Origin of the sequence: Yoonia sp. GPGPB17 (genome assembly GCF_037892195.1) — a bacterium.
Classification (GTDB): Bacteria; Pseudomonadota; Alphaproteobacteria; order Rhodobacterales; family Rhodobacteraceae; genus Yoonia.
The window spans coordinates 1,215,896-1,228,198 of the sequence record NZ_JATACI010000002.1; the positions used below are offsets into that span (position 1 = coordinate 1,215,896).

General features: G+C 57.8%; 12 protein-coding genes. 8 read left to right on the top strand and 4 right to left on the bottom strand.

Annotated features, from left to right (window positions below; translation table 11 throughout):
- Positions 1–54 precede the first annotated feature (54 nt).
- On the top strand, positions 55–774 hold the full coding sequence (locus QTO30_RS06610) for a hypothetical protein (protein ID WP_340423320.1): 720 nt from the start codon (positions 55–57) through the stop codon (positions 772–774).
- Here the strand turns inward: QTO30_RS06610 and der are convergent.
- From der to QTO30_RS06630, 4 genes are read right to left on the bottom strand one after another with little or no spacing between them, the layout of a single operon-like run.
- Positions 749–2,206, bottom strand: coding sequence for a ribosome biogenesis GTPase Der (gene der, locus QTO30_RS06615; protein ID WP_340423321.1), 1,458 nt, complete (start codon positions 2,204–2,206; stop codon positions 749–751). The two genes, QTO30_RS06610 and der, sit on opposite strands and share 26 nt — an antisense overlap.
- Positions 2,207–2,254: 48 nt before the next feature.
- Positions 2,255–2,434: a PQQ-binding-like beta-propeller repeat protein gene (locus QTO30_RS06620; RefSeq protein ID WP_340423323.1), complete on the bottom strand. Its 180-nt coding sequence runs from the start codon at positions 2,432–2,434 to the stop codon at positions 2,255–2,257.
- Positions 2,416–3,555 (bottom strand): PQQ-binding-like beta-propeller repeat protein, encoded by a 1,140-nt coding sequence (locus tag QTO30_RS06625; protein WP_340423325.1) that lies wholly within the window; start codon positions 3,553–3,555, stop codon positions 2,416–2,418. The genes QTO30_RS06620 and QTO30_RS06625 overlap by 19 nt, the downstream gene beginning before the upstream one ends.
- Positions 3,556–3,575: 20 nt before the next feature.
- Positions 3,576–4,232, bottom strand: coding sequence for a tetratricopeptide repeat protein (locus QTO30_RS06630; RefSeq protein ID WP_340423327.1), 657 nt, complete (start codon positions 4,230–4,232; stop codon positions 3,576–3,578).
- Between the two features lie 265 nt (positions 4,233–4,497).
- Between QTO30_RS06630 and QTO30_RS06635 the strand changes: the two genes are divergently transcribed.
- The 7 genes from QTO30_RS06635 to QTO30_RS06665 all read left to right on the top strand — a co-directional run bounded on the left by QTO30_RS06635 (position 4,498) and on the right by QTO30_RS06665 (position 12,293).
- Positions 4,498–5,736, top strand: coding sequence for an efflux RND transporter periplasmic adaptor subunit (locus QTO30_RS06635; protein ID WP_340423329.1), 1,239 nt, complete (start codon positions 4,498–4,500; stop codon positions 5,734–5,736).
- On the top strand, positions 5,733–9,425 hold the full coding sequence (locus QTO30_RS06640) for an efflux RND transporter permease subunit (protein WP_340423331.1): 3,693 nt from the start codon (positions 5,733–5,735) through the stop codon (positions 9,423–9,425). The genes QTO30_RS06635 and QTO30_RS06640 overlap by 4 nt, the downstream gene beginning before the upstream one ends.
- 142 nt (positions 9,426–9,567) lie before the next feature.
- Entirely contained in the window at positions 9,568–10,137 is a 570-nt protein-coding gene (locus QTO30_RS06645) for a calcium-binding protein (RefSeq protein ID WP_340423333.1), read from the top strand.
- Between the two features lie 18 nt (positions 10,138–10,155).
- Positions 10,156–10,839, top strand: a complete 684-nt coding sequence (locus QTO30_RS06650; RefSeq protein WP_340423334.1) for a Hint domain-containing protein — start codon at positions 10,156–10,158, stop codon at positions 10,837–10,839.
- Positions 10,840–10,926: 87 nt separating this feature from the next.
- Entirely contained in the window at positions 10,927–11,265 is a 339-nt protein-coding gene (locus tag QTO30_RS06655) for an ArsR/SmtB family transcription factor (protein WP_340423335.1), read from the top strand.
- Positions 11,258–11,743 carry an SRPBCC family protein gene (locus tag QTO30_RS06660; protein ID WP_340423336.1) on the top strand — a complete coding sequence of 162 codons (486 nt, stop codon included), beginning with the start codon at positions 11,258–11,260 and terminating at the stop codon, positions 11,741–11,743. Before QTO30_RS06655 ends, QTO30_RS06660 begins: the two co-directional genes overlap by 8 nt.
- A 133-nt stretch (positions 11,744–11,876) precedes the next feature.
- Positions 11,877–12,293, top strand: coding sequence for a hypothetical protein (locus tag QTO30_RS06665; RefSeq protein WP_340423338.1), 417 nt, complete (start codon positions 11,877–11,879; stop codon positions 12,291–12,293).
- Positions 12,294–12,303: the final 10 nt, after the last annotated feature.

A 12,303-nucleotide genomic window follows, 5' to 3' on the forward strand; every position in this document is an offset into this window, starting at 1 on the left:
CGGCTTTTCCCGACCTGTCGATGGAACCGGATCAAATAGCCCTATATCAGCAGGATGAAGCAGATTTACGCGATCCTGACCCTCATCTTTACTGCGACCTTTGCGATCGCGCCATTTCTGACCGCGCCCTTCAGCGGCTTCCGCGCGGATCAACTGCCGATCCCGCAGATTGACCCGCCAATCCAGCCCGAAGGCTATGCTTTTGCCATCTGGGGGTTGATTTATGGCTGGCTCGTGGTTTCGGCACTCTACGGCAGCGTGAAACGGGCCGAGAATGCAATGTGGGACGCTGCGCGCAAGCCGCTTATCATCAGCCTGGCCATCGGCACCACGTGGCTTTCGGTGGCCAATGTCAGCGCTGTCTGGGCCACAATCTTGATTTTCCTCATGGCGATCACGGCAATTGCCGCGCTGCTGCGTGCGTCCGCCAATGACTATTGGATGTTCAAAGCACCCGTTGGCATTTACGCAGGCTGGCTGACGGCTGCGTCCTTCGTCTCGCTCGGCAGCACAGCCGCAGGATATGGTGTGCTGACGGGTGCGATGGGCTGGGCCTATATCGGCATCAGCGGCGCGTTGATTGTCGCCGCTGGCGTCCTGATGCGCTGCAATGCTGTCCCTTATGGGTTGACGGTGATATGGGCACTTGTCGGGATCATCGTGGCCAATGGTCTGACCTTGTGGACGGTCTCTGCGCTCGCTGGCATTGGCATCCTGATCTTGCTGAGTCTGATGGTGGCCACACGCGCTAACGCTCGCTCGATCCCTTCTTGAGATGCTTTGACAGGCGCGACGGTTGCGAGGACTTCTTGTCTTTGTAAGGGTTCTTATCCCCCTGATCACGCAGGAACAGCCGGATTGGCGTGCCGGGCATATCAAAATCGACACGTAAACCATTAACAAGATAACGCTTATAGCTTTCCGGCATTTGATCGGGGTGCGATGTCATCACAACAAACGCTGGCGGACGCGTTTTGACTTGTGTCATATAGCGCATCTTGATCCGCTTGCCGCCCGGCGCAGGTGGCGGGTGCTGTTCCAGCATCCCTGTCAGCCAACGGTTCAGGTTTGCAGTGGATACGCGGCGGTTCCAAACATCATGGGCCCGCATGATGGCCTGCTGCAAACGGTCGAGCCCCTTGCCCGTCTTGGCAGAAACCGTGACCAAAGGTGCGCCCCGCAGCTGCGGCAAAAGACGCTCAAAGCTTTCGCGCAACTCTTTGAGCTTGCTCTGCTTTTCGTCTTCGACGTCCCACTTGTTGACCGCAACGACAACTGCACGCCCCTCACGCTCGGCCAAATCGGCTATGCGCAGATCCTGCTGCTCAAACGGGATTTCCACGTCGAGCAACACAACGACAACCTCTGCAAACTTTACCGCCCGTAGGCCATCGGAAACCGAAAGCTTCTCAAGCTTTTCCTGCACTTTGGCCTTCTTGCGCATGCCCGCGGTATCAAAGATGCGCATCGGCACCCCGCCCCAGTCCTGCTGGACCGAAATGGCATCGCGGGTGATCCCGGCCTCGGGCCCGGTCAACAAACGCTCTTCACCGATGATCTTGTTGATCAGCGTAGATTTACCCGCATTCGGTCGCCCCACAACGGCAATCTGCAAAGGCTTGGCACGTGTCGGAACACGCGCCGCGTCCTCATCATCATCGCCGACATCCACATCGACCTCAGGCGCATCAGCGGCTACCTGTTCTGCGTGTGCATCCGCGATGGGGCGCAGCATATCCATCAGCTCGCCCATGCCCTCACCATGTTCGGCCGACATGCGGATTGGTTCACCCAGACCCAGCGCATAAGCCTCGAGGATCGACGCGTCAGCCGCTTTGCCTTCACCTTTGTTGGCAGCTAGAATGACATTGGCGTTCTTCTTGCGCAGGATATCGGCAAAGACCTCATCCGCTGGCAACACCCCGGCCCGCGCGTCGATCATAAACAGGCAGACATCGGCCATCTCAACCGCGCGTTCCGTCAAACGACGCATGCGGCCTTGCAGACTGTCATCTGTCGCCTCTTCCAATCCCGCGCTGTCAATCACGGTAAAACGCAGATCGGCCAACCGCCCTTCGCCTTCGCGCAGGTCACGCGTTACCCCCGGCTGGTCATCGACCAATGCCAGTTTCTTGCCCACCAAACGGTTGAACAAAGTGGATTTGCCCACATTCGGACGACCCACAATTGCAAGGGTAAAGCTCATCTTATGGCTCCTGACGGCGTTCGCCTGCGCAGCTACACCACTTCAGACTTAACGGAAAGCGTGCAATTGCCCGTTTTTGCTCAGGACGTAAAGGGCCTCTCCAGCGATAACAGGGCCTGACGCGGCGCCACCCGGCAGGTCGATCTGGCCGATCAGGGCACCAGAGGTCGGGTCGAACTGCCGGATCAGCCCATCCGAAGAGGTCACAATCAGACGACCGCCAGCCAAAACGGGACCATAATGAGCAAAGACGCGTTTCTGCTTAAGCGGGTACGTTCTTCGTCTTCGAATATAGGCAAGGCCGTGCGCCAAACAGGATTGCCATTTGCCGCATCAAGTCGGACCAGTTCATTCAGATCGTTGATCAGGAAAACAGCATTGGCGACAGGCCAGACAGGGCTGACTGACCCGTCGGTTGCCGTCCAAAGACGGGTGCCATCATCCAGATTAACCGCAGCTGTCCGGCCGCCAAAGTTGCCGATGTAAACGCGGTCACCCACGATAACCGGGTCACCCGAGATATCGTTGATCACACCGGCAGCGTTGCCCACGCGGTCACCTGAAACGAACGTCGACCAGCGGGTCAAACCACCTTGTGGATAGGTTGACAGTACTTCGCCAGATGAGAACGGAAACACTACAAATTCGCCGCTGACCGCAGGCGATGCCCCGCCCGCGAAATTCGCCGTCGATGGTGCACCAGACCGCTGCCAGCGGATACGGCCGTTGCCGGTATCCAGGGCCCATGCGGTGCTGTCACGCGCAACAACATAGACCAAATCTCCGCGCAAGGTCGGCGCAGCACCGGCGGGTGCATCCAAATCCTGCGTCCAGATCTCCGCGCCGGTTGCCGCATCAAGCGCCGTAATCTCGCCGAATCCGGTGGTGACGTACACCTGCCCATCCCCGACAGAGATCCCACCACCAGACGCATCGCCCGGATTGTCGCGGGTCGGCGTCAGACTGCGGGTCCACAGGTTGTCACCGTTTACGGAGGTGGCCGTCACACGCGCGCGCGCATCAACTGTGTAGATGACACCATTTGCAACAACGGGATGAGATGTAATCCGCGCACCCTTGCCATCGCCTTCGCCAATATCGGCAACAAATATGGGGCTCAGCGTTGCGCCAAGTGCGGGATGTGTGATGCTGTGGCTTGGGGTTCCGTTCCGATGGCCCCAATCGCTATTGGCACGTGCGGCAGGCAGGTTCAGTGGCAACGCCTGATTTTCAAACGCCGTCTGCGCGCGAATGTCAAACCGTTCGCCCGGCAAGATCACGTCATCATCGCCACAAGCCGCAAGGACAACAAGGCTAAGGGCGGCGGCAATGCTAACTCTTAAAATCACGGGTCAGATCCAATCTGCGCTTACTGGGTCACAGGGTCGGGCAACGGCTCGCCCAAGGCTACCATGAGGGTCTGCACCCTCTCGCGCAAGCCACGCGTCACACCTGCGTCTTCTTCAATCTGGCGCATGATGACGATCGCACCGTCCGCGTCACCTTCGGCAAGGGTCATGTAAGCCATTTGTTCAAGGGCCAGCAGGCGAAACGGTTGGCCGGGCTCGGACAAAGCGTCAAGGCTGGCGCGGCGGGTCGCGGTGTCGTATGATGGCAGCATCGCCGCTTTCAGCGCAGCCACATCGCGGTACATTTCCGGCAAATCAGGGTTTGTAACGACGTCGCCCAACGTTTGGGCCGCGCCCGCGATATCACCGGCCTCCTGTTGCGTCGCCGCGCGCAACAGCATGGTCACTGCGGCTGCGGCCCCCTCGCCTTCAACCTGGGCCATGGCCGCGGCACGCGCTGCTGGTTCGTTGACTTCAAGAGCAGCCATCAACGCATCACCGGTCGCTTCTGCGGCATTGCGCGATTGCGCATTGCTATACTCGTTCCATGCGGCACCACCAACCAACGCAAGAACCAACGCAACTGCAATCCAGCCATAGCGGCGCAGATACCCATACAGCTTCTCGCGGCGGACTTCTTCTGTCACTTCGTTGATAAAACTGTCGGTGTCGCTCACCTCGGCCCCCAATTACTGGTCGGTTTTATGACGTCTTTGCGGGTACATATCGTGAAGCCCGCACAATGAACAAGAGGTCAGTGGCAAATGCGCGCCCTATTCCAGCAATCCACACGCAAAAGTGCGCTTGCCGTTGGGGCATCTTCCGTATATTTTGAACTGAATGGTTTAGTACAATAATATGATCCGTACTGCGAAATAACGCGTAAAATCCAGATCGAAACAAAGGCTGCCCGCAAAAACGGTAGCCAAAGGGGACGACGAAATGAAAATCATTCCGGTGATTACCGCACTTTTGGTGCTGGCTGGCCTCTACATGGTTGTGTTCGAGCGTGAAATGCTTGTCGGATTTGCGCAAAGCACTGCTGCGGAAGACACCCCCCTTGCGGCGGACATGGAAACACAGGACGAAGCCACGCCCAGTGACGAATCTCTTGTTGGTGTCGTGGCCATGCATTCGGTCGCCCAAACAATCGATAGCGCAGTCATCCTGCGCGGCCGGACCGAGGCTGCGCGGCAGGTGACCGTCGCATCCGAAACATCCGGCCTTGTGATCTCGGAACCGCGCCGCAAGGGTGCGTCCATTGTCGAGGGCGAGATGCTCTGCCGGCTTGACCCCGGCACGCGCGAGGCATCACTGGCCGAAGCCCGCGCCCGCCTGGCAGAAGCCGAAGGTCGCGTTCCCGAGGCCGAAGCCGGCGTGATCGAGGCAAGCGCCCGCGTGCGCGAGGCCGAGATCAATCTGAACGCCGCCCAGCGCCTGTCCGAAGATGGCTTTGCTTCCGAGACGCGCCTTGTCAGTGCCGAAGCCGCCATGGAGGCGGCCACCGCTGGCGTACAGCGCGCAAATTCTGCTGTGGCCTCTGCTCAGGCTGGTATCGAGTCCGCACAGGCCGCTGTCGCATCGGCGGCACGTGAAATCGACAAGCTGACGATCACGGCCCCTTTCTCTGGCCTATTGGAAACCGACACGGCCGAACTTGGCGCGCTGATGCAGCCCGGTACACCCTGTGCGACGATCATCCAGCTGAACGAAATCAAGCTGGTCGGCTTTGTGCCAGAGACTGATGTTTCGAAAGTCAACGTTGGTGCCACGGCGGGTGCCCGCCTGACCAGCGGTGAGCAGGTGCAGGGCCGCGTGACATTCCTGTCGCGCAGCGCAGATGAGCTGACCCGCACCTTCCGCGTTGAGGTGACCGTAGATAACGATGATCTGGCCATCAGTGATGGCCAAACCGCCGAAATTCTGATCGCTTCGGACGGGCGCACCGCACACCTGATTGCGCAATCATCATTGACGCTGGATGACGAAGGCGTCTTGGGCGTGCGCACCGTTTCAGATGGGAACATCGCCCAGTTCATGCCTGTGACCTTGCTGCGCGACACAGCCGAAGGTGTTTGGGTCACCGATTTGCCCGAAACCGTCGACATCATTACAATCGGCCAAGAATTTGTCGTGGATGGTGTCCAAGTCGCGCCGACATTTACGGAGGTCAAAGGATGACTGGACTGGTTGACTGGGCCGCCTCACGCGCCCGGATGGTTCTGGCCTTTATCGCCCTCTCGCTGCTGGCGGGGGGCATGGCTTATGTCGGTCTGCCCAAGGAAGGTGAGCCTGACATCGAAATCCCGGCGATCTTCGTCTCGGTCCCCTTCCCCGGTATCTCTGCCGAAGACAGTGAAACACTGCTCGTCAAACCGATGGAGACTGAGCTTTCAGATCTCGACGGCCTGAAAACCATGTCTGCGACAGCCGCCGAGGGCTATGCGGGCGTTGCGCTTGAATTTGAATTCGGCTGGGACAAGACCAAAATCCTCGCCGATATCCGCTCGGCCATGAATAACGCCGAAGCGCAGTTCCCAAGCGGGGCGGACCAGTACTCGATCAACGAGATCAATTTCTCTGAGTTCCCCATCGTGATCGTGAATCTGACCGGCCAAGTGCCTGAACGGACGCTGCTGCGCGTTGCGAAGGATTTACAGGATCACATTGAAGGGCTTGATGCGGTCCTTGAAGCGGGACTTGCGGGCCAACGTGATGAAATGCTTGAGGTGGTGATCGACCCGCTGCGCCTGGAAGCTTACAACGTCACCGCAGGTGAACTGATCGGCGTTGTCACCAACAACAATCTACTGATTGCGGCCGGTGAAGTCGAAACGGCCCAAGGGACATTTGCAGTAAAAATCCCGTCATCCTTTGATGAACCCCAGGATGTCTACAATCTACCCGTCAAAACCAATGGCGATCGGGTGATCACCTTGGGTGACCTTGCTACGATCCGCCTGACGTTCGAAGACCGGCTTGGCACCGCCCGCTTCAACGGCGTGAACACGGTGGCCTTGCAGGTGGTCAAACGCAAAGGGTTCAACCTGATCGACACCGCAGCCCTTGTGAAAGAGGTTGTCGAAGAAGAGCGCGCCAGCTGGTCCCCCGAGCTGCAATCGGCGATTCAGGTTGGGACCTCGAATGACCAGTCCCGCAACGTGGCCTCGATGGTCAGCCAGTTGGAAGGGTCGGTCCTGACCGCCATTGCGCTGGTGATGATCGTGGTTTTGGCCACATTGGGCACCCGTCCCGCGCTGTTGGTGGGCTTCGCGATCCCAACCTCATTCCTGCTATGTTTCGCCCTGCTCGCCGTGATGGAAATCACGATCTCGAACATCGTCATGTTCGGTCTGATCTTGGCCGTCGGTATGCTGGTGGATGGGGCCATCGTTGTGGTCGAATACGCTGACAAACGGATCAAAGAGGGCACGGGCCCCATGCACGCCTATGTTGAGGCAGCAAAGCGGATGTTCTGGCCCATTATCTCATCCACTGCGACCACGCTCTGCGCCTTCCTGCCCATGTTGTTCTGGCCGGGCGTGCCGGGACAGTTCATGGGCATGTTGCCAGTCACACTGATCTTCGTTCTCTCCGCCTCATTGGTCGTCGCGCTGGTTTATCTGCCGGTGATGGGCGGCGTCACAGGGCGGATGAGTAAGCTGTTTGGCAACGCATCTGACGCCCTGCGCGCGCGGCTGCCATGGGTCCTGCGCGCAATACTGGTGTTGCCAGCCATCATGGTCGTGTTTACCGGCGCGATGCTGACACTGAACCCCGGCTATCTGACAGGTGAAGCCGTGCAAACCAGTGGTCTGAGCGACTCGCTTCCGGGTATGCTGCTGTTCCTTGTGGGCGCATTCCTGTTGTCCATCACCATCGGGGCGGCCAAGATTGAGCGGGAAGCCAAGACAATCAAAGCAGGTTATCGCCGTTCCCCTTTCGGGCATTTCATGCATTTCATTGCGGGCAACCCAGTGATGCCTTTGGTCACGGTTGGGGCCGTTGCCTTCACCGTCTTTTCGATCTTTGGCTACTATGGCGCCAACAACAACGGTGTCGAATTCTTCGTCGAATCCGAGCCCGAGCAAGCCATCGTCTATGTCCGCGCACGTGGGAACCTGTCTTTGGAAGAAAAGGACGATCTGGTGCGTCAAGCCGAAGAAATCGTACTGGCCCACCCCGGCGTCATCACCGCGTTTTCTTTTGCTGGTGACGGCGGCTTGAACACCGATGCAAGCGGCGCAAGCACGCCCAGCGATACGGTGGGTCAGGTCCAGCTGGAAACCATCCCGTGGGAAGATCGCGCAGGCATTGCTGAGCTAGATGGCGATGTCGTGCTGGCCGAGCTGCAACAAGAGCTGAACACCATCCCGGGCATTGAGACCGAAATCCTTGCGCAGTCCCGCGGGCCCGCATCCGGTAAGCCCGTGCACCTGCGACTCAAGAGCGACAACTTTGCGGAACTGCGCGAAGCAACAAACATCGCCCGCGCGCAGTTTGACCAGACACCGGGGTTGATCACCATCGAAGACTCACTGCCATTGCCCGGCATCGACTGGCAGATCGACGTGGATGTTGAAAAGGCGGGCCGCTATGGCGCAGACGTCGCGACTGTGGGCGCCATGGTCCAGATGGTCACGCGGGGTATTCTGCTGGATACCATGCGGGTTGATACCTCGGACGAGGAAATTGAGATCCGCGTACGTTTGCCCGAAGAGGACCGTGTCTTGTCGACGCTTGATAACCTGAAGGTACGCACCGATCAGGGTTTGATCCCGCTCTCGAACTTCATCACTCGCACGCCAGTGCAAAAGCTCGCCCAGATCGACCGGATTGAGCAGAAGCGGTACTTCGATGTGAAGGCCGGGGTTGAAGCCGGGCTGACCAACCTCACCCTTGACGGCGAGGCCATTGCGGTGGTGCGCATCGTCAGCGAAGACACCATCGGCATGGATCGCTATGAGGTTGTAACGCTTTTGGGCGATACGACCTTTGCCAGCCTGACCGAAGCCGTCAACAATGATGAGACATCCGAAACACCCCTGAACGCGAACGAGCGGATTGCCGTATTGACCGAATGGCTCGACACCAATCCCCTGCCCGCCTCTATCGACTGGGAATGGACAGGTGATCAGGAAGAACAGGCCGAATCCGGCGCCTTCTTGCAAGTTGCCTTTGCGGGTGCCCTGGGCCTGATGTTCATCATCCTGCTGGCGCAGTTCAACAGCATCTATAACTCCATCCTTGTGCTAATGGCTGTGGTCATGTCCACCGCTGGTTCGCTGGTGGGGATGCTGGTGATGGATCAACCCTTCTCGATCATCATGACGGGGACCGGCATCGTGGCCTTGGCCGGGATCGTTGTGAACAACAACATCATCCTGATCGATACCTATCAGGAATACAGCAAATACATGCCCCGCACCGAAGCGATCACGCGGACAGCGGAGGCCCGTATCCGCCCCGTCTTGCTGACCACGATCACGACCATGGCGGGTCTGGCGCCGATGATGTTCGGCCTCAGCTTGGATTTCATGAATGGTGGCTACTCAATAGACAGCCCAACGGCCCTGTGGTGGAAGCAACTGGCGACCGCGGTGGTCTTTGGCCTGGGCATCGCCACGATGCTAACCTTGGTGTTTACACCCTCTATGCTGGCGGTGCGCGTCTGGTTCGTGACCTACGTGCAGTGGTTTGCACAACTGTTGGCCAAGCTTTCCATGGGCCGCAGCAGCAAAGCGGCGCGCGACTGGGCACTTGCGCGGCAGGCAAAACGGATCAAGGCGCCAGAGTTTATCTGGGACGAGGACGAACCATCAAAACTGCCGCCGCTTGAACTCAAGACCTCTATGCAGGCCGCTGAGTAAACAATGACAAGCCTTCTTCTAAGTGGGCCTGTCATTTTCGAGGTTTGAAACGGCCAGTTCCGGTCCTTTGAACGGCCACCACAGGTTGTGTTTGCCTGAAAAGGCTATCCTAAGATAAGCTTGGGCAAAGGATAGCCCACCCATGCCCGTCTTTATCGTACCATCAACCGCTGACATCACTGACCCCGCTTTCTGGGCGGGGTTGCTTGTCGACGACAACAGTACGTTTGATGCCCGCAATGTGGACGATGCGCTTGAGATCACGATAACCGGGTCAAGCATCACAATCACCGATACGGGCAGCGGCATGGTGACAACCTTCACCGATGCTGACCTGGGCGGCGGATCATTCAGTAACTTCGTAGCCTTTCGCGCCAATGATGCTGACGCCGATATCAGCGGATCGGTTGGGTTGGACAGCTTTGGCTATCGTGGCGGCAGCGGCGATGACACGCTCACGGATAGCGGTGCGGATGGCGGCACGATCCGCGGTCGCGGCGGCGATGACATCCTGACGGGCGGGACTGGCGATAACCAGATACGCGGCGGTGGCGGCAGCGACATCCTGATCGGCGGTGGCGGCAACGATATTCTTGAGGGCGGCGGTGGTCAGGATACCCTGATCGCGGGTGACAGTTCAGGCAACCTGATCGGCGGCGGCGGCGCGGACACAATCTTTGTCGGGGAGAACACCGACTTCGTCGATGCTTAAAGCAATGGGAGTGATTTCATGATCCTGCCAGCGGGATCGACGTTCGCGCCTTTCAGTCCAGGGTCTTTGAGCGGCAGCATCACTCTGCCCGATGGCAGAACAATCACCTATATCAGTGTGGCAGAGGAAAACATCTCGGTCGCCTGCTTTGCCCAAGGCACGTTGGTGCGCACACCTTCAGGCGACAAAAAGGTTGAGGATCTGGTCGCAGGGCAATTGGTCGATACCATGGACGATGGGCCACAACCTTTGCGCTGGGTTGGTGCGCAGTCCGTACCGGGCCACGGAAAGTTTGCACCGATCTGTTTCGATACGGGCGCAATCGGCAACTATGCCCCGCTCTATGTCTCTGCCCAGCATCGTATGTTCATCACCGGTTGGCGTTGCGAGCTGTTTTTGCAGGAATCTGACGCCCTTTGCGCTGCCATCCACCTGTGTGATGGCGACAAGATCTATCGCAAGCCCGTCCAGCGCATCAGCTACTACCACCTCATGTTCGACCAGCATCAGATCGTCTATGCCAATGGTGCCCCTGCCGAGAGCTTCTTTTTGGGCGAGTATCAAGCAGATGCCGACAAGGCGACATATGACGAGCTGGTCTCGCTTTTCCCCGAACTTGCAGCGCGTGATCACCCGTTACGGCATCCCGCCCGCCCATTCGTGCGTGGGTTTGAAGCGTGCTTACTGAACGCAAACGCATGACTTACTTCAGGGACGACAAGCAGCGTTGCGAACCATGTCATTAGTTTACCAGTTGATTAATTAACGATTTGGTTTATTAATAAACCTATGGACAGCTCTGATCAACTCGACGCCACGTTCTCTGCCCTTGCCCATCCGACCCGGCGCGCCATCCTGGCGCGTTTGGCTAAGGGCAAAGCAACAGTGAACACCCTGGCAGAACCGTTTGAAATGAGCTTGCCTGCGATCTCAAAACACATCCGCGTCTTGGAAAATGCGGGGCTGATCAAACGGGGGCGCGACGCGCAGTTTCGCCCCTGCACGCTTGAGACTCAGCCGCTTGAGGCTATCGCCCATTGGACGGATCAATACCGTCATATCTGGGACGCACGGTTTGATGCCATGGATCGCATACTCAGTAACATGAAGGACGCTAGCAATGACTGACCAGCCAAATTGGGTAAGACTGCACCGCGAATTTGATGCCCCAATCGATGTCGTTTGGAGCATGTGGACCGACCCTGAGCTCTTCAAACAGTGGTACGGCCCCATGGGCATGAGCGTCCCAACCGCCGAAATGGATGTCGCCGTGGGTGGCACACGCAAGATCAACATGACGATGAAAACGCCCGAGCGCGAGATGAGCATGTGGTTCATCGGGGTGTATAAGGAACTGAACGCGCCACATAGGTTGGTTTACACCGAAAGCATGTGCCAACCCGATGGCACGTTAATTCCGCCACAAAGCATGGGGATGCCAGAGGGCAGCCCGGATATCACAGAAGTGATTGTGGAACTTAGCGAAGAAGGTGGAAAAACCCACATGACCATGGTGCATGTTGGCGTCCCCGCAGGCACCGCTGGTGAAGGCGGCTGGAACCAGGCACTGGATAAGCTGGTGGCGTTTGCAAACGGTCGGGGCTGAACGGCATCTAGAGCAAAGCTGTGAGAGCTTGCCACCAAACCCGCAGCCTGTGGATGAAGCATTTATGGTTTTCTTTTGAACAAAGAAACGGGTTAGTCTGGTGTTATTAGATAGAGCCAGCAAAGTGCACCCCATGATCTTTGAGTTCACTACAAGCAAACACAATGATGACCCGGCGACACTGCAAGAGCATATAAACAGGTTAGCAGGTCGCAGCTTACTGACAGCGATCCACGACAGCCTAGCAAACCATGGGTATGCCCCAAGCGCAGTCGATCAAGAAGACTGGGGATGGTACACAGAACTTGTTGCGGAAATGCCCTATTTGATCGGCGCAATCGTCTATCAAGATGCCGATGAGGTCGTTGATGCCAATGCAACATTTGAGGCGCTTATTCAGGTGTGGCGCACCGAATCGCGCAAGTTGTTTGGACTGATCAACTATAAGAAAAAGGTCCACGCCCCGTTGGACGACCCGTTTGTCACCACCTTGGATGGGATAATTCAAGCGCTGAACGGGGTTGAAAATGTGAGGGTCAGCTCCGGCTAGCGCACCCAGT

Excerpts from the sequence above, each read along its gene's own strand:
- QTO30_RS06610 (WP_340423320.1), top strand. The coding sequence starts at position 55 with ATGAAGCAGATTTACGCGATCCTGACCCTCATCTTTACTGCGACCTTT.
- der (WP_340423321.1), bottom strand. The coding sequence starts at position 2,206 with ATGAGCTTTACCCTTGCAATTGTGGGTCGTCCGAATGTGGGCAAATCC.
- QTO30_RS06635 (WP_340423329.1), top strand. The coding sequence starts at position 4,498 with ATGAAAATCATTCCGGTGATTACCGCACTTTTGGTGCTGGCTGGCCTC.
- QTO30_RS06640 (WP_340423331.1), top strand. The coding sequence starts at position 5,733 with ATGACTGGACTGGTTGACTGGGCCGCCTCACGCGCCCGGATGGTTCTG.
- QTO30_RS06645 (WP_340423333.1), top strand. The coding sequence starts at position 9,568 with ATGCCCGTCTTTATCGTACCATCAACCGCTGACATCACTGACCCCGCT.
- QTO30_RS06650 (WP_340423334.1), top strand. The coding sequence starts at position 10,156 with ATGATCCTGCCAGCGGGATCGACGTTCGCGCCTTTCAGTCCAGGGTCT.
- QTO30_RS06655 (WP_340423335.1), top strand. The coding sequence starts at position 10,927 with ATGGACAGCTCTGATCAACTCGACGCCACGTTCTCTGCCCTTGCCCAT.
- QTO30_RS06660 (WP_340423336.1), top strand. The coding sequence starts at position 11,258 with ATGACTGACCAGCCAAATTGGGTAAGACTGCACCGCGAATTTGATGCC.
- QTO30_RS06665 (WP_340423338.1), top strand. The coding sequence starts at position 11,877 with ATGATCTTTGAGTTCACTACAAGCAAACACAATGATGACCCGGCGACA.